The organism is Geomesophilobacter sediminis, from assembly GCF_016458275.1.
In the GTDB taxonomy this organism is placed as follows: Bacteria; Desulfobacterota; Desulfuromonadia; order Geobacterales; family Geobacteraceae; genus Geomesophilobacter; species Geomesophilobacter sediminis.
The window spans coordinates 1-19,738 of sequence record NZ_JAEMHM010000018.1; the positions used below are offsets into that span (position 1 = coordinate 1).

General features: G+C 62.0%; 20 protein-coding genes and 1 tRNA gene. 5 read left to right on the forward strand and 16 right to left on the reverse strand.

Annotated features, from left to right (window positions below):
- The first annotated feature begins 378 nt into the window (after positions 1–378).
- The 3 genes from JFN93_RS19270 to JFN93_RS19280 all read left to right on the forward strand — a co-directional run bounded on the left by JFN93_RS19270 (position 379) and on the right by JFN93_RS19280 (position 3,847).
- Entirely contained in the window at positions 379–2,274 is a 1,896-nt protein-coding gene (locus JFN93_RS19270) for a DUF3857 domain-containing transglutaminase family protein (RefSeq protein WP_199385771.1), read from the forward strand.
- A 144-nt stretch (positions 2,275–2,418) separates the two neighbouring features.
- On the forward strand, positions 2,419–3,000 hold the full coding sequence (locus JFN93_RS19275; protein ID WP_199385772.1) for a DUF4337 domain-containing protein: 582 nt from the start codon (positions 2,419–2,421) through the stop codon (positions 2,998–3,000).
- 25 nt (positions 3,001–3,025) lie between these two features.
- Positions 3,026–3,847: a nitroreductase family protein gene (locus JFN93_RS19280; protein ID WP_199385773.1), complete on the forward strand. Its 822-nt coding sequence runs from the start codon at positions 3,026–3,028 to the stop codon at positions 3,845–3,847.
- A 590-nt stretch (positions 3,848–4,437) separates the two neighbouring features.
- Here the strand turns inward: JFN93_RS19280 and JFN93_RS19285 are convergent.
- The 3 genes from JFN93_RS19285 to JFN93_RS19295 form a co-directional block, all read right to left on the reverse strand.
- Positions 4,438–4,674, reverse strand: a complete 237-nt coding sequence (locus JFN93_RS19285; RefSeq protein WP_199385774.1) for a hypothetical protein — start codon at positions 4,672–4,674, stop codon at positions 4,438–4,440.
- Between the two features lie 80 nt (positions 4,675–4,754).
- On the reverse strand, positions 4,755–5,735 hold the full coding sequence (locus tag JFN93_RS19290) for an HDOD domain-containing protein (protein WP_199385775.1): 981 nt from the start codon (positions 5,733–5,735) through the stop codon (positions 4,755–4,757).
- A 240-nt stretch (positions 5,736–5,975) separates the two neighbouring features.
- Positions 5,976–6,191 (reverse strand): hypothetical protein, encoded by a 216-nt coding sequence (locus JFN93_RS19295; protein WP_199385776.1) that lies wholly within the window; start codon positions 6,189–6,191, stop codon positions 5,976–5,978.
- Between the two features lie 469 nt (positions 6,192–6,660).
- On the opposite strand from JFN93_RS19295, the gene JFN93_RS19300 reads away from it, so the two are divergent.
- Entirely contained in the window at positions 6,661–7,128 is a 468-nt protein-coding gene (locus JFN93_RS19300; protein ID WP_199385777.1) for a PDC sensor domain-containing protein, read from the forward strand.
- Positions 7,128–9,275, forward strand: a complete 2,148-nt coding sequence (locus tag JFN93_RS19305; protein ID WP_199385778.1) for an ATP-binding protein — start codon at positions 7,128–7,130, stop codon at positions 9,273–9,275. Before JFN93_RS19300 ends, JFN93_RS19305 begins: the two co-directional genes overlap by 1 nt.
- Positions 9,276–9,379: 104 nt before the next feature.
- On the opposite strand, the gene JFN93_RS19310 is transcribed toward JFN93_RS19305, so the two are convergent.
- The 13 genes from JFN93_RS19310 to JFN93_RS19370 form a co-directional block, all read right to left on the reverse strand.
- Positions 9,380–9,661 (reverse strand): hypothetical protein, encoded by a 282-nt coding sequence (locus tag JFN93_RS19310; RefSeq protein ID WP_199385779.1) that lies wholly within the window; start codon positions 9,659–9,661, stop codon positions 9,380–9,382.
- Between the two features lie 21 nt (positions 9,662–9,682).
- Positions 9,683–10,183 carry a hypothetical protein gene (locus tag JFN93_RS19315; RefSeq protein WP_199385780.1) on the reverse strand — a complete coding sequence of 167 codons (501 nt, stop codon included), beginning with the start codon at positions 10,181–10,183 and terminating at the stop codon, positions 9,683–9,685.
- 182 nt (positions 10,184–10,365) lie between these two features.
- The gene (locus tag JFN93_RS19320) at positions 10,366–10,665 is read right to left on the reverse strand and encodes a nucleotidyltransferase domain-containing protein (protein ID WP_199385781.1); all 300 of its coding nucleotides are present in this window, start codon (positions 10,663–10,665) and stop codon (positions 10,366–10,368) included.
- Positions 10,662–11,078 (reverse strand): nucleotidyltransferase substrate binding protein, encoded by a 417-nt coding sequence (locus JFN93_RS19325; RefSeq protein ID WP_199385782.1) that lies wholly within the window; start codon positions 11,076–11,078, stop codon positions 10,662–10,664. The genes JFN93_RS19320 and JFN93_RS19325 overlap by 4 nt, the downstream gene beginning before the upstream one ends.
- Positions 11,079–11,467: 389 nt before the next feature.
- Positions 11,468–11,554 (reverse strand) — tRNA-Leu (locus tag JFN93_RS19330).
- Positions 11,555–11,575: 21 nt separating this feature from the next.
- On the reverse strand, positions 11,576–11,857 hold the full coding sequence (locus tag JFN93_RS19335; protein WP_199385783.1) for an integration host factor subunit beta: 282 nt from the start codon (positions 11,855–11,857) through the stop codon (positions 11,576–11,578).
- Between the two features lie 55 nt (positions 11,858–11,912).
- Positions 11,913–13,664 carry a 30S ribosomal protein S1 gene (locus JFN93_RS19340; RefSeq protein WP_199385784.1) on the reverse strand — a complete coding sequence of 584 codons (1,752 nt, stop codon included), beginning with the start codon at positions 13,662–13,664 and terminating at the stop codon, positions 11,913–11,915.
- Positions 13,665–13,733: 69 nt separating this feature from the next.
- On the reverse strand, positions 13,734–14,582 hold the full coding sequence (locus tag JFN93_RS19345; RefSeq protein ID WP_199385785.1) for a 4-hydroxy-3-methylbut-2-enyl diphosphate reductase: 849 nt from the start codon (positions 14,580–14,582) through the stop codon (positions 13,734–13,736).
- Positions 14,583–14,690: 108 nt separating this feature from the next.
- Positions 14,691–15,401, reverse strand: a complete 711-nt coding sequence (gene cmk, locus JFN93_RS19350; RefSeq protein ID WP_199385786.1) for a (d)CMP kinase — start codon at positions 15,399–15,401, stop codon at positions 14,691–14,693.
- Positions 15,398–16,687 carry a 3-phosphoshikimate 1-carboxyvinyltransferase gene (gene aroA / locus JFN93_RS19355; protein WP_199385787.1) on the reverse strand — a complete coding sequence of 430 codons (1,290 nt, stop codon included), beginning with the start codon at positions 16,685–16,687 and terminating at the stop codon, positions 15,398–15,400. The genes cmk and aroA overlap by 4 nt, the downstream gene beginning before the upstream one ends.
- Positions 16,688–16,833: 146 nt before the next feature.
- Positions 16,834–17,709, reverse strand: coding sequence for a prephenate dehydrogenase (locus JFN93_RS19360; RefSeq protein ID WP_199385788.1), 876 nt, complete (start codon positions 17,707–17,709; stop codon positions 16,834–16,836).
- Positions 17,706–18,782, reverse strand: coding sequence for a prephenate dehydratase (gene pheA / locus JFN93_RS19365; protein ID WP_328754364.1), 1,077 nt, complete (start codon positions 18,780–18,782; stop codon positions 17,706–17,708). The genes JFN93_RS19360 and pheA overlap by 4 nt, the downstream gene beginning before the upstream one ends.
- Before the next feature lie 116 nt (positions 18,783–18,898).
- Positions 18,899–19,639: a hypothetical protein gene (locus tag JFN93_RS19370; RefSeq protein WP_199385882.1), complete on the reverse strand. Its 741-nt coding sequence runs from the start codon at positions 19,637–19,639 to the stop codon at positions 18,899–18,901.
- Positions 19,640–19,738 lie beyond the last annotated feature (99 nt).

The following is a 19,738-nucleotide window of genomic DNA, read 5'->3' on the forward strand; positions in this document are numbered from 1 at the left end:
TCGGCGTTCGGCGTTCGGCGTTCGGCGTTCGGCGTTCGGCGTTCGGCGTTCGGCGTTCGGCGTTCGGCGTTCGACGTGTCGGGGACGCTCTCCGGTGCCGTGCGGTGGGAGCGCCTTTCCAGGCGCGATTGACCGCTGGGGTCACCGCCTCCGGCGGATCGCGCCTGGAAAGGCGCTCCCACAGAGAAAGGTATCCCTCATCGGAGCCGTGGCCGCAGGGTGGGCAGCCCTCTGCCCGCCGCATCGGGCCTCCGCATTCGCACCGGGTGCCCACCCTGCCCCAAGAATTCTCTTGACCGCCGCCGGCCAAAAAAGTATTCCGGAACATGTCCTCCGTTTATCCCCCCTCGTCATCCTCTTCTTGTCACAGGAGCCGAAATGCAGCACCCGAGTCTGTCGCGCCTTCATGCCATTGCCGCCGCCATCTTCCTCGTTTACCTCACCCTCACCCCAGCCTTCGCGCAGCCGATGGCGGAGGCGGACATCCCGGTCCGCTGCAACAGCTGGCAGGTCGTCTTCGACGTCAACCCCGACGGCTCCTACACGGAAAGCCAGAAGTGGTCGATGACCGTCCTGAAGGAAAGCGCCCTGGAGGGACAGAAGACCGCCTCGTTCTCCTTCAGCACCAGCGTCGCCAAAGGGGAAGTGCTGGAGGCCTACACCCTGAAGAAGTCGGGCAAGCGGATCGACGCCCCCAAAAGCAGCTACCAGGTCACCGCCAACGACGGTTACAACAGCGCCTCCCCCCTCTATTCGGACCAGACCGCCATCAGCGTCGTCTTCCCCGACCTGGCCGTGGGCGACACCACGAACTTCTCCTTCCGGATCAAAAACAGCGAGGGCATCTTCCCCAACCAGTTCTCCGCCGCCCAGGTCTTCTCCCGTTTCCAGGCTGCCGACGACATAACGGTCAAGGTGATCGCCCCTAAAACGATGAAGCTCAGCCACGCGTCGTTCCATCTGACCGAGAAGAAGCCGGTCGAGAAGGACGGCAAGCAGGTCCTGGAATGGAACTACCGTAATCCCAAGCCCGAGAAATGGACTCCGGCGGAAAGCGGCATCTACGCCGTGGGGGAGGAGCCGAGTCTCTTCGTCTCGACCTTCGCCGACTACGGGGAAATCGCCCGGGCCTACGGACAAAGGGCGATGCCCAAAGCGGTTCCGACCGAGCGGATCAAGGCCCTGGCCGCCCAACTCGCCGGGGACAAGAAAGGGACCGAGGCCCAAGCCCGCGCCCTCTACGACTGGGTGGCCCGGAACATATCCTACGTCGGCAACGGGATCGGGATCGGTCGGGTCGTGCCGCGGGACCTCGACGTCGTTTTGGACAACAAGATGGGGGACTGCAAGGACCACGCGACCCTGCTCCAGGCACTTTTGGCGGCGCGGGGGATCGAGTGCGACCAGGTCCTTTTGAACGCCGACTCCCGTTACGATCTCCCCAAGGTTCCCGTGGTCGGGGTGGTAAACCATGTGATCAACTACCTCCCGGAACTGAAGCTGTACCTTGATTCGACCGCGGCGACCGTGCCGTTCGGCATGCTCCCGCAACCGCTGGGGGAAAAGCCGGTACTGCCGGTCGTCAAGTTCCGGGAGGCGGTAAAGACCCCGTCGACCGCCCAGTACGGGCATGAGCAGGTGATGCAGACGAGCATCAAGATCAACGCCGACGGCACCGCAACCGGCACCGCACACTTCACCCTCAAGGGGCTTCCCGCTACCGAAATGCGGCAGGTGATGCGCAACCTGCGCGGGGACCAGGAAGAGCTTTTGGTTCGCAAGTTCCTGGAGATGCAGGGGATGCACGGGACCGGCACCCTAACCAAGGACGATCCCACCGACCTCCTGGACAGCTACCGCTTCTCGATCACCTTCCAGTTGGAGGACCTCCTCACCCTGGCGAGCACGACCGGGATGCCGATCAAGCCGATTGCCTCGAGCGTGTTCGCCATCGACAGCTTCGTGTCGAGCGCCTACGAGCCGACGCCGAAAAAGTCGACCAACTGCTCCGGCGGACGCAGCACCGAGGAGTACGTCTACGAGTTCCCCCCGTCGATGAACATCGTGGGGTTCCCGAAGGACTTCCACTTTGCCAGCAAGGTGCTCAGTTACCAGGCGAACTATCAGAAGTCGGAAAACAGGCTCACCATCAAACGCACGCTGGAGGACCGGACGTCCGGCAACGTCTGTTCTCCCGAGTACGTTGCCGACTATCAGAAAAGCGCCCGCTCTATCTTGCGCGATCTGCGCGCCCAGGTGCTGATCAGCAACTGAGTGGGCGAAGAGGTGCACCCTATCGAGGTCCACTATTGACTGGCTATTCCCATCGGATACAGTGTGTCAGGCACCGTTGGTCCGGACCAAGGATGGGACGTTTCACTCTGAGCGTCACTTTTTTCTCAGTAACGGGAGCAGTACATGGAAAACCTGCGGGAACAGCTTAACGAAGCGCAATCCAAAAACAGGTTGAACAATGTCGTTGCAGTCACGGTCGCCCTGGTCTCTGTCTTCATGGCCATAACCAAGGTAAAAGATGACAACATCGTTCAGGCGATGCTGCAGAACAAATCCGACGCGGTAGACCGCTGGAACGAATACCAGTCGAAAAAGCTCAAGCACCACATGGCCGAGTTAGGGCTGAACCAGGTCCAGGCGCTGCAGGCGCTGGCCCCGGGAAGGGACGTGCCGAAACTCGCCGAGCAGCAGCGCCAGTACCAGTCGAGCATCGCCCGTTACCAGGGGGAGGAAGACCTCCTGATGAAGAAGGCGAAGACCCACGAAAAGGCCTACGACGACTTGAACTTCCGGGACGACCAGTTCGACCTTTCCGATGCCGCCCTGTCGATTTCCCTCGGCTTGCTGGCGGTCACCTCCCTCACCAACAAGCGCAAGCTCCTCTACCTCGCCTGGATCTTCGCCGGCTTCGGCGTCGTCATGGGCTTGGCGGGACTCCTGGAGCTGAACCTCCACCCCGACTTTCTCACCAAGCTCCTTTCCTAGGGGCCATTTCAGACAAGGAGAAGCCATGCTCAACTTCAACATCGACCGACAGAAGTGCACTGGGTGCGGTACCTGCGCGGCGGACTGCCCGGCCGGAATCATATCCCTGGAAGGAGGAACGCCCTCCATCCCCGCCGACCGGGAAAAGGGTTGCTACCGCTGCCAGCACTGCCTCGCAGTCTGCCCTGCGGCAGCAGTCTCCATCTTCGGGTGCCGCCCGGAGCAAAGCCTTCCCCTGCCGGGACACCTCCCCGACCCAGTGGCGACCGAGACCCTGATTCGGGGACGCCGGGCGGTGCGCCGCTACCGCGAGGAGAACCTGGAACCGGAATTTTTGCGCCGCCTCCTGGACGTCGCCTGCCACGCCCCCTCCGGAATGAACGCGCGGCAGTGCCGCTTCACGGTGATCGACGACCGGGCCAAGATGGTCGCCTTGCGTGACGAGTTGATGGCGCGACTCTCCGGCATGGCGCAAAGCGGAGGATTTCCCGCCGGCCTGGAATTCTTCCAGTTCTTCCTCGCCCAGTGGGAGGAAAAGCGGGTCGACTTTCTCTTCCGCGGCGCGCCGCATCTTTTGGTCGTCTCGGCACCCCAGGAGATCGCCACCCCGACCCCGGACTGTCTGATCGCCCTGACCAACTTCGAGCTTTACGCGAACAGCGTCGGCATCGGCACGGTGTGGGACGGGCTCGCCACCCTGGCGATCAACGACCTCTTCCCCGAGTTGCGCGGCCGGCTCGGCATCCCGGCAAACCACGTCATCGGCTACGCCATGGCCTTCGGGCGCCCGGCGGTCCAGTACGCCCGCACCACCCAGCACGCCCCCGCCGAGGTCCACTTCGTGTAGGCCTGGTTCACTCAAGGAAGCTGCAGCCAGCAAACCCAATGCAAAAGCGCCCCGGGGATCTCTCCACTCGGGGCGCTTTTGCATGATTGGTTTTGGACGCGACCGCCAGCCCAGGTAGCCCTACCTCTTCCTCCTGGTGATCCTGTTTCGGGAATTGAGCACGCCGCCATGGCACGGCCCCTCGGCCTTGCCACCCTTGATGATCGGTGGGGCTTCTTCCGCCCGACCGCCCTTGATCAGAGGAGGGTCCGGGGGGATCTGTTTTTGATTGTGCGTCGGCGCCGTTTTCAAAGTCAACAAGAGAGAGCCCTCCTCAACTTTTCAATATTCTTAACGGACCGCAATGTAACCCATACGACCAGGATTTATAACTTGCCGTTATCGGAAGGTGAACCTAGGGTAACCGGCAGGTAGGCGCGGGGAAAACATATCGGGCAGGCAAAGACAGGCGCCGGGCGGGGCAATGCTACCGGTCAGAAATTCCGGTCGCGAAAGGTCCGCAATCGCAGGCGGGCCGAGGTCACGAAAAAAGCCCTGGGCAAGTTGCCCGGGGCTTTTTTCGTGCTGCAGGGAGCAGGCAGAAGGAGTCGTTAATCCTTGTCCTTATGCTTCCCTTCTTTGTGGTGCTTTTTGTGTCCCTTGTGCTTGCCGTGATCCTGCTTCTCTTTTTCCCTCACGATCACCTTTTCTTCCTTCACCACGGTGACCTGCCGTACCGGGGTGACCTGGGGCTGGGTCGCGTTGACGTTGATGTTCACATCGACCGCGCCGGCGACCCCGGCCATGAAGGTGACGCCGACAAAAGCGGCACTGAATTCCTTGATCATGCGGTTCCTCCTGAAGATTAAATGAAATGAACCGAGACCATATCCTATTTTCCCTCCCCCTGTCAACGCTTGCGCGCCAGTCACAACATCTCACGCAGTGCGGACATCGGGGCAAGCGCCGCATCCTCGATCACCACTTCCATTTCGGCCAGGATGACCTCCTTCACCCCCAAAACGTGCGCCTCAGTCGTCCCGATCAACAGGAGCGACGGGTCGGAACGTGGCCCCACGCCGCAGACCCGGCAGGCGAGGTTCGCCAGGCGCACGATGGCAAGGAGCGGATTCAACTCGTTCCAGTCGTCGCGGTCATGGTCACGGACCACCTCGGCCAAGGACTCCGGAATCGACCACTCCCGAAGCAGGCGGTGTCCTTCTTCGGCATGGAGGGCATCAAAGACCTCCGCGAGCAGCGCTTCGGTGGCCATACCGGCCACTTCGTGCCGCTGTTCCAAGCCCTCGACCAGGCGCAACAGGAAGAGCTTGCCGACGTCGTGGAACAATCCTGCCAGGAAGGCATCCTGGGCGAGCGCGGTAAACCCGGCTCTACGGGCCAGCCACCCCGAAGCGACCGCGCAGCAAAAGGAGTGGCTCCAGAGACTCTGCATGATGCGGTCCAACCGGGGTACCCCGGGAGCGAAGACGTCTTCCCGGATCGTTTGCCGCACCACCCCGAGGGCCTCGGTGCTGCCCAGCCGCTGGAACGCCTCCTCCACCGTCCCAACCGGGGTCAATCCCCTGAAGAAGGGGGAATTGGCCTCCTTGAGGAGCTTCGTCGCCAGCCCGGGGTCGGCACCGGCCAGCAGGATCACCTGGTGCTCCGGGAAGTCCGGGCGCGACAGCAGGCGCTGTATCTGGCGCGCCACGGCCGGAAGGACCGGAACGCAGATCGCCCGCGAATCGATCCGGGACCGGATCTGGTCGATGATCGATCTTTTGCCGGTGGGGTCTCCACTGGGGGGGCCGGCCTGGCGCAACCGGGTGACGTTGGAAAAAACCGCTGCCGGGGGGATCGGAGTGTCGCTGTGGAACCCGTGGGAGGAGCTGGAGTGTCGGTGGGACATGGTTTAAACCTGCATGAGGAAAAGGATCAATGATTACCAGATCATACATCACCGGGCTGGCGGCGGTAAAGGGAATTTGAACGGACCGGTGCTCAGGATCCAGGCCTGACCGCTGACGCCGCAGGAGCCAGGAAGTATCCCTGCGTCCCTCACCGTTGTCGGTGTGGGAAGGCACCCCTGAAAAACGAAAAGCCGCCCTTTCGGGCGGCTTTTTCATCTCCCAGCGGTGCAGCGGGACCGTCAGGCGTGGTGTTCTTTGGCTTCGCTGGGCTTCATGACACCCTTGGCGGCGCCGATCAGCACCATGACGGCCGGGATTACCTGACCTACCACGATCATCGCGCAGAGTCCGAGGAATGCCCAGCAAAGGAGGCCGCTGTGGTCTTCGAAACCGTTCGCTGCAAAAGCGGGGGTGGCTACCAGGGTTGCAATGATGGTGTTGATAAGGGCTTTCATGGCGTACCTCCTATGGTGGGTTTTTACTGCCTTTGCCCTAGAGATAGCATCAGCCGTGCCAGATTGGCAGCCGCCGCACCTTTTGCGCTAACCTGCCGTTTTCCGGTCGTTTTATTTTTTCTCAATATTTGCCGTGCCCTCCGCGGCCTACCTGGCGTATCTTTTTTCTATACGCCCCGGAGGGGACGCCGTTCAGCAACGCAGCCGGGGCGAAACGCTAACCTGCGGTTTTATCGCTGAAAACCGGTCGGCCGGCAGATGTATATTTCAGGAACGCCTCGAACTGTTTTTCGCAGTGGCCGCATCGGAAAATATACACATAGCGGGAGCTGCCACTCTCAGAAGGCTACCGAGCGGCGGCGTTTGTAGGGAAAACACTCAAGCCAGAGGCATAACCTGCCGATAAGACGACACAGAAACGTATAAAACCGCGTGAGCAGACTGACCTCAGCAGGAACATCGGAGCAGTATGGGCGAATCCACTCTCAAGACATCATCCCTGATGGGGCCAATCCGGCTGTTTCTGGTACGGGTGGTCGCGGCGCTCCTGCTCATCAACCTGTTTGTGGCCGGGCTGGCCGGATTCCATCTCTACCGCAGCCGGCAGGAACAGGAAAACAAGATCGCGACCCAGACCCAGAACCTCGCGCAGTCGCTGAGCCTTACCTTAAGCGGGATCCTGGACAAATCGAGCGTTGGCCTCTTTGCCGTCAAAACCGAGGCGGAACGGCAGCTGCATCGGGGCCCGATCGACCACACTTCCTTCCAGGCCTACGTCCTCGCCGTGAGAGAGCAGGTCCCCGAGCTGGACGGCCTGCGCGTCACCGATGCGCAGGGGACCATCCTCTACGGCGACCACGTGGTGCCCGAGGCCCGGGTATCCTTTGCCGACCGGGACGTCTTCATCAAGTCCAAGGGGAACCCAGCGCCGGTTTGATGGTAGGAAATCCCATCTTCGGCCGGATGAGCAAGCACTGGGTTTTCCCGATCGCCAGCCGGATCAACAATCCCGACGGCTCTTTTGCCGGGGTCGTCTTCGGCGCCATCTCCGTCGATTACATCGCCCGCATCTTTTCCACCTTCGAGCTGGGGCAGCACGGGGTCATCACCCTGCGCAACGAGGCGCTCCAGGTGCTCGTGCGCTACCCCACCGCCAACAGCACCGGCAGCATGACCGTTTCGTCCCAGCTCAAGGCGCTGCGCCAGGCCGGCGTCAACTCCGGAACCTACAAGACCCCCGGCAGCATCGATGCCGTGGAACGGACCTTCTCCTACAACAAGGTCTCCAGCTACCCGCTCTTCGTCAACGTCGGCCGCGCCTCGGGAGATTATTTCGCCGGGTGGCGCTCCGATGTGAAGATGCTCGCCATGCTGGTGACCCTTTTCTCGGCAGGATCGGCCCTTTCCGCCGGGCTCCTGTATCGAAACCGCAGGCAGCGTGAGGCGTCCGCGACCGAGCTGGTCCAGTACCGGGAGCACCTGGAAGAGACGGTCCGGCTCCGCACCTCGGAACTGGAGCGCAAGAACCTCCTGCTTGCCGAGGAGATCACCTACCGCCAGCAGGCCGAAGCCGACCTGGAAAAGGCGGCGATCATCATGGAGCGGATGTCCGACGCGGTGTACTGGATCGCCCGGGACGGCAGGATCGTCTACGTGAACGAGGCGGCGACCCGGATGCACCGTTTCCTCCGCGAAGAGCTGCTCCAGAAGGCGATCTGGGAGATCACCCCGCATTTCCCCAAAGAGATGTGGCCCAAGCACTGGGAGGAGCTCAAGCGCGACGGTTGCCTCCAGTTCGAAACGGAAAATCTGCGCAACGACGGGAAAACCTTTCCGGTGGAGGTCGTCGCGACCTACCTCAACGTCGACGGTACCGAATACAACTGCGCCATCGTCCGCGACATCAGCGAACGGCGCGAGGCGGAAGCGGAAAAGCAGTCGCTCATGGTCCAGCTCGCCCAGTCCCAGAAGATGGAATCGGTCGGGCGGCTGGCCGGGGGGATCGCCCACGACTTCAACAACCTTTTGACCCCGATCCTGGGCTACGCCGAGCTCCTCAGCATGAACCTCCCCCGGGAGAGCCGGGAGCACGACCGGATCACCATGATCCACCAGGCGGCGGACAAGGCAAAGGCCTTGACCCAGCAGCTTCTGAGCTTCAGCCGGAAGCAGATCCTGGAAATGAAGGTCATCGACCTCAACGAGGTGGTTACCTCCTTCTACAACATCCTGCGCCGGACCATCCGCGAGAACATCGCGATCCGGCTCCACCTCACCGGCGACGTCCTCGGCATCCGCGCCGATAAGAATCAAATCGAGCAGATCATCATGAACCTCGCCATCAACGCACAGGACGCCGTCGCCGAAACCGGGGTGATCACCATCGAGACGGCGCCGGTGCAGTTGGACGCCGAATACGTGCGCCAGCACGCCGGGGTGAAGGCGGGAGAGTACCTGATGCTCGCCGTCACCGATTCCGGCAGCGGGATGGACCAGGAAACCCTGGCCCACATGTTCGAGCCTTTTTATACGACCAAGGAGGTGGGCCAGGGATCGGGGCTGGGGCTCGCGACCGTGTACGGCCTGGTAAACCAGCACGGCGGCTACGTGTACGTCTACAGCGAGGTGGGCAAGGGCACCGCATTCAAGATCTACTTCCCGGTGGTCCACGAAAAGCCGGTTGCCGAGCGGGAGCGGTCCCAAGCGGTCTCCTTCAACGGCTCGGGCCGGACCATCCTGCTGGTGGAGGACAACGACATGGTACGGGAGCTCACCTGCGATTTCCTGAAGAGCTTCGGTGCCGAGATCATCGTGGCCACCAGCCCGAAACATGCGCTCGCGATCAGCGCCGGGCAGCAGATCGATCTGTTGGTGACCGACGTGATCATGCCGGAGATGAACGGGCCGCAGTTGCACCGGAAACTGCTCGAACTCCACCCGGGCCTGAAGGTCCTCTACATGTCCGGCTACACGAACAACGCCATCGTCCACCACGGCGTCCTGGACAGCGGCGTCAACTTCCTGCAGAAACCGTTCACGGTCCAGGACCTCGCCAGCAAGGTCAAGGCGGTGCTGGCTTCTTAGGGAACCGCTCGGATGCAGTTCCACACATACAAAAGGGCCCCGCCGGGAAAGGCGGGGCCCTTTTTGTATCTGGTGCCGAATGCAGCGCTGCCGCGGGTGGAAGGCTAGTTCCGGCTGTCGGGAATGTCCGCGGTCATCAGTCCGGCCTGATGCAGCACGGAGCGGGCGCTGTCGATGTCCGGCAGCACACTGAGGTATCCCTTGAGGTAGGCCTGTTCGTCGGCGCTCACGCCGTCACGGCAGGATTCCCGATGGGCCCGGTTTCTGAGCATGGCGGCAAGGTTGTCGCTGATGGGGTTGGTGGCGACCAGGTAGGCGCAAAGGTGCATCAGCGCATCCACCTTCCCTTCCAGGAACATCATCCGGTCCTTCTCTTCCTGGGTCATAAGTCCTCTCGCGACCCGGAATCAGGGAAACGTGGTCGTGTTGTTGACGAAGGCGTTGACGAGATCGGTCTGGCTGACCAGCACCGAGTTTGTCGGATCGGAGGTGGCAACCGCAGGATAGAGCTGGCACTTGTAATGCCAGGAGCCGTCCGGATCGGAAACCAGGTGCGATACATAGAGAAAACCGGTATCGGGGAAACCCGCCGCAACGGCATCGGGCCCTGGCGGAACGAAGTTGATGACACCGTCGTTGTGGTAGACCGCGTTGCCGAGGGCGGTCAGGTCGCCGGAGGCTACCTGGTGGTAGGCGAACGGGTCGGCGATCGGGACATCCGGAGAGCCGGCAAAAGAGGTCGCGGCGCCGACGATCTTGACGTTGGGAGCGGCCGGGTCGAAGGCGGCGTAGGTGGTCGGAGTGACGACTTTCCCGACGCTCAGGTCCCACATGCCGAAGTCGGCGGCGAACGCCGGACCCGCCAGCAAACAGGCAAGTGACGCAATAACAAGAGACAACGATTTCATGGTGGGTTCTCCTCTGACTAGGTGCCGAGGCACGGGGTCCCGGCCGGGTCTGACACTATGCTACGAATGGTAGCTTCAGGAGCCGGAGAGGAAATGGGAGAGCCGGCACCAGGATGAGCAAACTACAAGAAAAAGGCGATGGAGTCAATACTTAGTAGAAACCAGCCAGTTGGGCAGAAAGCTCAGCCGTAGATTCGTACCCCTACCCGTTCGATATGCTCCAGCAGTGCCCGGTGACGGATGGCCGAAAGAGCCTTTACGTCAAAAAGATACGGGAGGGGGAGTTCATCCAGTTCGCTGGCAATCGCCTCCGCCGTAAGCTGATCGTCGATCCCCTCTAGAGCGAGGTCGACGTCCGAGGCGTCACGTGCCGTTCCCTTGGCCCTGGAGCCGAACACAATCGCTCCGGTCACTTCCGCATGCCGGGCGAGGACGCCACGCACCAGTTGCAAGGCGTGAGGATCAAGCGGTTCTACATTCACCCGGCCCTCCGTTCCATCAACCAGAGATGTAGTTCTTCAATCGCATTCAGGTAGCGATCGCGAATGGCAAAGACCGCCTTATCGAAGGTGGCCTCGTCATAGGTATGGGCCAGCAGGTTTCGGTGATCAAGCATGTCGATCCAAACCTGGCCGTCAGTAATGATACGTGCGGCGAAAGCCACTTTTACAACATTGCGGGGCGTAACCGGGGCAAAAACTTCCCCTTCGTGCTCCAGGTAATCTTTCAGAGTCTTCCAGGCTAGTTCGAGTGCAAACTCGAATCTCTGAATGGTCCCTTCTTTTTCGAGGTTAGATAGCGTGGTGACGTCACGCTCGATCGGTTCACGTAACAGAACCACTGCACGATCAAAATTTTGGAAGCGCTGTTTCCAGCGGACATCGTACTCGGACATGACGAGACTCCCGGCATTTAGTGCGGTGAATGTACCATCAATTGAAAGTGATGGCATCTGTTTTCAGTAAGGACCTTGGGAAAGCAGTTCTTGGTGAAACCGAGTGATCGCGGCAGGAGTGCCGCTAAACATGGACAGAGTTGGAGGGTTGTAAGAGGGTGACCGGTTGGTCATTGCGCCCGGGCCGAAAGGCAGCGCTGCTTCAGCTTCTGACCGGCGGGGAGCCTTTTGACGAGGCTTTCCCCAATGAGGATGAGGGGCTGCCGCCGTTGAGGATGGGGAGGTAAGACTGGGCCCCAGCCCCTGCCGGTGCTGAATAGACCAAAAGAAAGGGCCATGCTTTTTTGCATGGCCCTCTCTTCGTTCATCGCCGGTTCTTCGGTTTTGCGTGGTGCCCGGAGCCGGGGTCGAACCGGCACGCCCTTGCGAGCGAGGGATTTTAAGTCCCTTGCGTCTACCAATTCCGCCATCCGGGCGTGTCCGGTCGCCCGGAGTTCCTACAGGTTGTTGACGCGCTCCCTCAGGTCCTTGCCGGTCTTGAAGAAGGGGGTCTTCTTGGACGGGATCTTCACGATCTCACCGCTCTTCGGATTCCTCGCCTCACGCGGCTCACGGTCACGGATGGTGAAGCTCCCAAAGCCGCGGATCTCCACCTTGTCGCCGTTGGTGAGGGCCTCGCTCATCGAGTCGAACACCAGCGATACCACCGCCTCGGAATCCTTCCGGGTCAGCATGCCGCGCTTTTCCATCAGTTTGTCAATCAGTTCGCTCTTGGTCATTTACACACCTCATTCCATTGGGAAACGTTGCATTGCTGCGACGGTTGCGTGGTGACTAGTCGTCGTTTTTGTTCTTGAGCCTTTCCTTGAGCAGATCCCCGATGCTGGAGGTAGCCTCGCCGGTCGACCCCATGTAGGAGGCGTACTCGGACTTCTCGATGGCGGTCTGCAGTGCCTTGATGGACAGGCCGATTTTCTTCTCGATGGTATCCACGTTGAGGACGACCGCCTCGAGCTCGTCGCCCACGTTGGCGAAGTCCTTCGGGGAAGCGACCTTCTCCTGGGAGAGCTCGGAGACGTGGACCAAGCCTTCGATCCCCTCTTCGATCTCGAGGAAGACGCCGAAGTCGGTCACGGAGGTGACTTTGCCCTTCACGCGGGAGCCCGGCTTGTACTTGCGCGGGATCTCTTCCCACGGGTCCATGACCAGCTGCTTGATGCCGAGGGAAAGACGCTCGTTCTCGACGTCGATGTTCAGAACCACCGCCTGGACGGTCTGCCCTTTGGAGAAGAGCTCGCCCGGGTGCTTGACGCGGCGGGTCCAGGAGATGTCGGAGACGTGGACCAGGCCGTCGATGCCGTCCTCGATGCCGATGAAGACGCCGAAGTCGGTGATGTTCTTGATCTGCCCTTCGATCTTGGTCCCGACCGGGTAACGGTCGCCGATCACGGTCCAGGGGTTCACCTCGGTCTGCTTCAGGCCCAGGGAGATCCTGCGGTTGCCCGGATCGACCCCGAGGATGACCGCCTGCACTTCCTCACCCACCTTGAGGATTTCGGAGGGGTGACGCACGCGGCGGGTCCAGGACATTTCGGAGACGTGGACGAGACCTTCGACGCCGTCTTCCAGCGAGATGAATGCACCGTAGTCGGTGAGGCTGACCACGCGGCCGGAGACGCGTGCGCCTTCGAGGTAGCGGTCGGTGACGTTGAGCCACGGATCGGGCACGGTCTGCTTGAGGCCCAGGGAGATCTTCCCTTTCTCGCGGTCGTACTTGAGGACCATCACCTTAAGGGTGTCGCCCACCTTGACCATTTCCGAGGGGTGGCCCAGCCGGCCCCAGGACATGTCGGTCACGTGCAGCAGGCCGTCCACGCCGCCCAGGTCGACGAACGCGCCGTACTCGGCGAGGTTTTTCACCACGCCCTCGACGACATCGCCTTCCTTGAGGGTGGAAAGGGTGGCCGAACGGGCCTTCTCACGCTCTTCCTCGAGGAGGACACGGCGGGAGAGGACCAGGTTGCCCCGCTTGCGGTTGAGCTTGAGGATCTTGAACTGGTAGGTCTGGCCGAGGAAGCGGTCCATGTTGCCGCCGGGACGGAGGTCAACCTGGGAAGCCGGGAGGAACGCCTCGACCCCGACGTCGACGGTCATGCCGCCCTTGACCTTGCCCACGATCTTCCCTTCGATGATCCCGCCCTCGCCGGCAGCGGCGATGGATTCCCAGGCAACCTGGGAGTCGGCTTTCTTCTTGGAGAGGACCATGTGGCCGCGGATGTTCTCGCCGCGCTCGAAGTAGACGTTGACTTCGTCGCCGACCTTCACGGTCAGTTCGCCGGTCTCGTCGATGAACTCGTTGATGCGGATGCACCCTTCGGACTTGTAGCCCACATCGACCAGGACGATGTCCTGCTCGACCTGAACGACTACCCCTTTGACCACCTCGCCATTTTGCGGCTGTCTCAGGCTGTCCTGGAAGAGATCAGCGAATTCACCGCTTTCGGTCTGATCCAGCTCCTCGTCATTATCGTAAAACCGCTTGATAGGCATGTCTTTCTTTTTGAATGTCTTTTTGTCGTCACCCATCTAAACCCGTACCCCCTGAATTGATCTTCTCTATAAAATCGAGCTAATTTATCACATCTGTGAAAAATTTCAACGTTTTTTATCCCGCTCCACCTCGGTGATGCGTTCGAGCACCTCATCGATGAGCCACTTCGGCGTGGACGCCCCGGCAGTCACGCCGACCTTTTTGACCCCGTCAAACCATGCCGGATCGACCTGGCTGGCGGTCTCGATATGGTGGGTACGCGGCAGCAGTTCCGCACAGACCTCGGCGAGCCGCTTGGTGTTCGCCGAGTTGAAACCGCCGATCACCAGCATGCAGTCGACCTTGCCGGCCAGCGCCTTCGCTTCTTCCTGCCGCACCGCGGTCGCGTCGCAGATGGTGTTGTAGATCCGGATCTCGCTCCCTTTCTCCAGGCAGACGTCCACCACCTCCTTGAGGGTCTCGAAAGACTGCGTGGTCTGGGCGACAACGCCGATCTTGGACATCCTCGGGAGTTTCTGCGCCTCTTCCTCGCAGGAGACGACGAAAACCCGGCCGGTGGCATAGGAGACGATCCCCTGCACCTCCGGGTGGTCCAGGTCGCCGACCACGACGACGTCGTATCCCGCCTTGGAAAGGCCGGCGACGTGGTCCTGCGCCTTTTTCACGAACGGACAGGTCGCGTCGACGATCTCGAGGTTGCGGGTCATCGCGTCGTCGAGCTCGTGGGCCGCCACCCCGTGGGACCGGATGATGATGGTGCCGCTCTCGATGTCATCGACGTTGGGAAGCGCCTTGACCCCCATCTCCTCGAGACGCTGCACCACCTGCGGCGAGTGGATGATGGGGCCCAGGGTGTAGGTTTCCCCGCCCCGCTCCGCCGCCTCGAACGCCAGGTGGGTGGCCCGTTTCACGCCGAAGCAAAAACCAGCCTGCTTTGCCAGAATTATTTCCATATAACCTTGGAACCTCTTGATGTTAGATCTGCTGCGTTACGCAGGGACGTTCAGTGTCCCACATTGCCGGGGTCAAAAGCAAATCCCCCGGCGCGTCAAGTCGGGGCTTTAGTGACCGACCACTTCCTGGCGGCTCACCCGCTCGCGGACCGTGGCCTCCATGATCTGCAGCACTTCCTCGATGGAGAGCGCGGTGGAGTCGATGCTGAGCGCGTCGTCGGCACAGCGCAGCGGCGCGTGCTCGCGCTCGGCATCCTGCTTGTCCCGACGCACCACCTTGGCGACGGTCTCCTCGAGGGTGACGTTCTCGCCGCGCGCCACCAGCTCCAGGTAGCGGCGCCGGCCGCGCTCCTCGGCGCTTGCCGAGAGGAAAAACTTCACCTCGGCGTCGGGAAAGACCACCGTGCCGATGTCGCGTCCTTCCAGGATCACCCCGCCCTGCGCCCCCATGCGGCGCTGCAGCTCCAAAAGGGCCGCCCGCACCGGCTTACGCGCCGAGATGCGCGAGGTAAGGAGACTGATCTCCTCGGTCCGGATGGCGCGGGAGACATCCTCGCCGTCGACGATGACCCGGTACCCCTCCCCGTTGCGCAGAAAGGAGATATCCAGCGCGCGGCAAAGCTCCGCCAGCGAAACGTCGTCGTCGGGATCGATATGGCGCCTTTTGGCCATCAGGGCCACCGAACGGAACATCGCCCCGGTGTCGATATTGATGTATCCCAGCCGTGCCGCCAGGAGTTTGGTGATGGTGCTTTTGCCCGCCCCCGACGGTCCGTCGATGGCAACGACGACTCCCTTTTCCCTGACCTGCGCGCTCAACGGGAGATCACCCCCTGCAGCAGGTCGAAGAAGCCCGGGAACGAGGTCGCGATACAGTCGACGTCGTTGACGGTGGTCTCGCCCGAGGCGACCAGCCCGGCGATGAGCATGGACATGGCGATGCGGTGGTCGCCGAAACTGTCGACGGTGCAGCCGGAAAGGGCCCCCCTGCCGACGATCTCCATCCCGTCGGGATGCTCGATCACCTCGACCCCGGCCTGGCGCAGGTTGGTCGCCATGGCCGCGATGCGGTCGGTCTCTTTCACCCGAAGCTCCTCGGCACCGCGCACCACCGTCTTTCCTTCGGCCATGGCGGCCGCGACACAGATGACCGGGAACTCGTCGATCGCCCGGGGCACCAGCTCGCCGGAGATCTCGACCCCCTTCATGCAGGAACCGAGGACGTGGAGGTCGGCGACCGGCTCGCCCGACTCCTCGCGCAGGTTCTCCAGGGTCACCCTACCCCCCATCGCCTGCAGGATGTCGATGATGCCGGTACGGGTCGGGTTGACCCCGACGCCGCGGATCAAAAGATCGGCGTGCGGCACGATCAGGGCCGCGACCAGGAAAAAGGCCGCCGACGAGATGTCGCCGGGAACCGCGATGTCGCGGGCGGAAAGCTCGGTCCCGCCGCAAACCTTGACCCCGCCGTCGAATGTCTCGACGGTGGCGCCGAAGTGGCGCAGCATCCGCTCGGAGTGGTCGCGGGAAAGATGCGGCTCGCGCACCACGGTCTCGCCGTCGGCATAAAGGCCGGCAAGCATGATCGCCGATTTCACCTGGGCGCTGGAGACCGGAGAGTCGTAGTGGATGCCGGTGAGCCGGGAACCGACGATGGCGAGCGGTGCCTTTTCGCCACCGGCGCGGCCGAGGATCCGCCCCCCCATCTTGGTCAAGGGCGCCACGACCCGCTTCATCGGGCGGTTGCGCAGGTACTGGTCCCCGGTAAGCACCGAGAAGAAGTTCTGCCCGGCCAGCAGGCCGGAGAGAAGCCGCATCGAAGTCCCGGAATTGCCGCAGTCCAGCACGTCGGTCGGCTCGACCAACCCGCGCAGCCCCTTGCCGTGAATGGTGACGTTGGAGCCGTCGTCGTCGATCTGGACCCCCATGGCGCGGAAGGCGCCCAGGGTGGCCAGGGCGTCCTCGCCGCGGAGGAACCCGGTGACCCGGGTGACGCCGTTGGCGATGGAGCCGAGCATGATGGAGCGGTGCGAAATCGACTTGTCGCCCGGTACGGAAATTTCTCCGCGCAGCGATCTAACCTTTTGCATTGAATAGCTTTTCATTGGCACTCCCGGATTTTATTCAAGATGAAAAGCCTGAACCTCCCTCTCGGCTCGGGGTGAGGGAAGCAGCCACGCAGGGATCACCACCCCGCACCCGGCCTCCGGCCACCCTCTCCCGGAGGGGGAGGGGATATCGGGTAAGCCGATTACAGGATCGCGTCCCGCTTCTCCTTGGAGTTGCGGAAGAAGGCCTCCAGGCCGGGACCGTCGGCCGCCGCGACCAACGTGCGGAGCTTTCCCAGGTAATCGGAGAAGAAATCCATCGTCTCCAGGATCGCCTCCTGGTTGGTGAGGGCGATGTCGCGCCACATGACCGGATCGGAGGAAGCGATGCGGGTGAAGTCCCTGAATCCGCCGGCGGAGAAGGCGAGGAGCTCGCCGCCGAAGCGGTCGTAGCCATCCACGGCGTTCACCAGCGAGTAGGCCACCATGTGCGGCAGGTGCGAGATCGCCGCGAGCATCCGGTCGTGGGTCGCCGGGTCCATCACCGGCACGGCGGAACCGGCGTACGCCCAGATCTTGACCACCTTGGCCAGGGCGGCCGGATCGGTCTTCTCGGTCGGGGTCACGATGCAGCGCTTCCCCTGGTACAGGGTGGCAAAGGATGCCTCGACGCCGGAGTGTTCGGTACCCGCGATCGGGTGCCCGCCGACGAAGAAGGTTCCCGGGCGCATCAGCGGCTCGCAGGCGTTGACCACGAACTCCTTGACGCTCCCCCCGTCGGTGACGATGCAGCCATCTTCCAGATGCGGTGCGATCCGCTCCACCACGGTCGGGATCGAGCAGACCGGGGTTGCCACGAAGACGACGTCCGCCCCGCGCACCCCTTCGGTGGGGTCGAGGCAGTAGCGGTCGATGACACCGAGCTCGACGCCGCGTTTGAGGTTCGCCTCGCCGCGGCCGATGCCGACCACCTCGCCGACCGCCCCCCGCTCGCGCAGCACGCGGGCGAGCGAACCGCCGATCAGCCCGAGGCCGATGACGGCCAGGCGTTTTACCAACGGAGTTGCAGCTTTTGTCATTTCGCTCTCGGGTAGGAGCCGAGCACTTTGACGAACTGGCAGCAGGAGGAGAGCTCCTGGACCGCTTCGGCAACCTGGGGATCTGAGATGTGACCGGAGAGGTCGAGGTAGAAGATGTATTCCCACGCCTTCCCTTTCAGGGGGCGGGATTCGATCTTCGTAAGGTTGATGCCGCGGCTGGCGAACGGGACCAGCATCCGGTGCAGGATGCCCGGCTCGTCCTTGACCGAGAACATGAGCGAGGTCTTGTCGTCGCCGCTGCGGTCCGCGAACTTGCGCCCGACCACGAGGAAGCGGGTGAAGTTGTTCACCTGGTCCTCGATGCGCGCCTTCACCACCTTGAGGTTGTAAAGGGACGCGGCGTATTCGCTGGCGATGGCGGCGGCGGTGTAGTCCTCGGTGACGATCTGCGCGGCCAGAGTGGTCGACGCGACGTCGACCAGCGGGATGTTGGGAAGGTTGGTGGCGAGCCACTTGCGGCACTGGGCCAAGGGCTGCGGGTGCGAGTAGACCTTCTTGACGTCCTCGATCCGGCCGGTCCGGGAGAGGAGAAAATGGGAAACCTCGAGCAGGACCTCGGCGTTGATCTTGAGGTCGCTCTCCATGAACATGTCGAGGGTGTGGGAAATGACCCCCTCGGTGGAATTCTCGACCGGCACCAGGCCGTAGTACGCCTCACCCTTCTGGACCGCCTCGAAGACGGCGGGGATGGAGCGCTCCGGGGAGAGTTCGGCGGAAAGTCCGAACTGCTGCATGGCGGCAAGGTGGCTGAAGGTAGCGCTCGGGCCGAGGAAGGCGACCCGCATCGGGGACTCGAGGGCGAGCGAAGCGGAGATGATCTCGCGGAAAACGCCGCGCACCCCTTCGGACGGGAAGGGACCCGGGTTGTTGGCGGTCAGTCGCTCGTAAATCTCGCGCTCACGGCTGGGAACGTGAAAGTCGCTTTTGGTCTGGGTCTTGAGGGCGCCGACCTGCATCACCAGGGTTGCCCGCTGGTTCAGCAGTTCGAGGATCTTGTCGTCGATGGCGTCGATTTCTTGCCTGAGATTGGCGAGCGTCGGTTTGTCTGACACGCTTTCGGTCACCTTCCGGGCGGAAGTAAAAGTTCGGTAAAGGACATATCTATATGCCATGGCCCGGGGAATTGCAATGTTTTTTTGCCCGCGTCAAACAGAGCGCAAGGAACGGATCAGAGCACCTCGGGGTGGGCCTTCGGGTCCATCGGATTCATGCGGATGGCGAGGGAGTAGAGGTACGGGTAATCGGATTTCAGGTGGGCCATGTAGGAGACCCATTCGATCAGGAGATAGGTGTGGGCGCGCTTGAGGTCCCCGGAGAGATGGTCCAGGTCCGAGTTGGGGAGGCCGTCCAGGGATTGGCGCGCCTGGAGTTCCTCGATGACGTGGAAAACCGCCCAGAGGAGGTCGGTGAAGGAGGCGTGCTCCAGGAGGTTCGGGTTCTCCATGAGCATCAGCATGATCTCCTTCTTATCCAGAAGGAGCTCCTTCAGAGCGGGGAGATCCCCCTTGCGGGCGTTGAGGCGGAGGTCCAGCCCCTTCAGGTAATCCTGGGCCGCGGCGAAGTCGTTGTCCTTCCAGTAGACGGTCGGGTGGAGGTGCCGGGAGAGTTCCACCCCATCCTCGAAGAAGGTGAGGAAGTCGCGCAGCAAGCGGTTGCCGATCTCGCTGAAGAAGACCCCGATCACCATGTTGAGCTTCTTGCGCATCGCTTCGCGCTCGCGCTCTTTCAGGACCCGTTCGATCATCAGCGTTACGAAGAGGACGTACACCGGGAGGAAGGCCAGGTTGCCCATGAAGGAGGAGCCGATCTCATCGAGCCGGCGGTAGAAGAAAAAATCGACGCCGTAAAGGGCGAGGGATACGAGAAGGAGCGACCAGACCATCGCGTCCTTGGGGATGCGGAAAAACATCTTCAAAAAACCCTCCAGATCAATGCATAGATGCGGCAGAGCAGACTCCCTCCCCCTTGAACGGGAGGGGACGTGCCGGACCATCTTGTACCACAAAAC

Coding starts and splice junctions, on each gene's coding strand:
- JFN93_RS19270 (WP_199385771.1), top strand. CDS start 379: ATGCAGCACCCGAGTCTGTCGCGCCTTCATGCCATTGCCGCCGCCATC.
- JFN93_RS19275 (WP_199385772.1), top strand. CDS start 2,419: ATGGAAAACCTGCGGGAACAGCTTAACGAAGCGCAATCCAAAAACAGG.
- JFN93_RS19280 (WP_199385773.1), top strand. CDS start 3,026: ATGCTCAACTTCAACATCGACCGACAGAAGTGCACTGGGTGCGGTACC.
- JFN93_RS19285 (WP_199385774.1), bottom strand. CDS start 4,674: ATGATCAAGGAATTCAGTGCCGCTTTTGTCGGCGTCACCTTCATGGCC.
- JFN93_RS19290 (WP_199385775.1), bottom strand. CDS start 5,735: ATGTCCCACCGACACTCCAGCTCCTCCCACGGGTTCCACAGCGACACT.
- JFN93_RS19295 (WP_199385776.1), bottom strand. CDS start 6,191: ATGAAAGCCCTTATCAACACCATCATTGCAACCCTGGTAGCCACCCCC.
- JFN93_RS19300 (WP_199385777.1), top strand. CDS start 6,661: ATGGGCGAATCCACTCTCAAGACATCATCCCTGATGGGGCCAATCCGG.
- JFN93_RS19305 (WP_199385778.1), top strand. CDS start 7,128: ATGGTAGGAAATCCCATCTTCGGCCGGATGAGCAAGCACTGGGTTTTC.
- JFN93_RS19310 (WP_199385779.1), bottom strand. CDS start 9,661: ATGACCCAGGAAGAGAAGGACCGGATGATGTTCCTGGAAGGGAAGGTG.
- JFN93_RS19315 (WP_199385780.1), bottom strand. CDS start 10,183: ATGAAATCGTTGTCTCTTGTTATTGCGTCACTTGCCTGTTTGCTGGCG.
- JFN93_RS19325 (WP_199385782.1), bottom strand. CDS start 11,078: ATGTCCGAGTACGATGTCCGCTGGAAACAGCGCTTCCAAAATTTTGAT.
- JFN93_RS19335 (WP_199385783.1), bottom strand. CDS start 11,857: ATGACCAAGAGCGAACTGATTGACAAACTGATGGAAAAGCGCGGCATG.
- JFN93_RS19340 (WP_199385784.1), bottom strand. CDS start 13,664: ATGGGTGACGACAAAAAGACATTCAAAAAGAAAGACATGCCTATCAAG.
- JFN93_RS19345 (WP_199385785.1), bottom strand. CDS start 14,582: ATGGAAATAATTCTGGCAAAGCAGGCTGGTTTTTGCTTCGGCGTGAAA.
- aroA (WP_199385787.1), bottom strand. CDS start 16,687: ATGAAAAGCTATTCAATGCAAAAGGTTAGATCGCTGCGCGGAGAAATT.
- JFN93_RS19360 (WP_199385788.1), bottom strand. CDS start 17,709: ATGACAAAAGCTGCAACTCCGTTGGTAAAACGCCTGGCCGTCATCGGC.
- JFN93_RS19370 (WP_199385882.1), bottom strand. CDS start 19,639: ATGTTTTTCCGCATCCCCAAGGACGCGATGGTCTGGTCGCTCCTTCTC.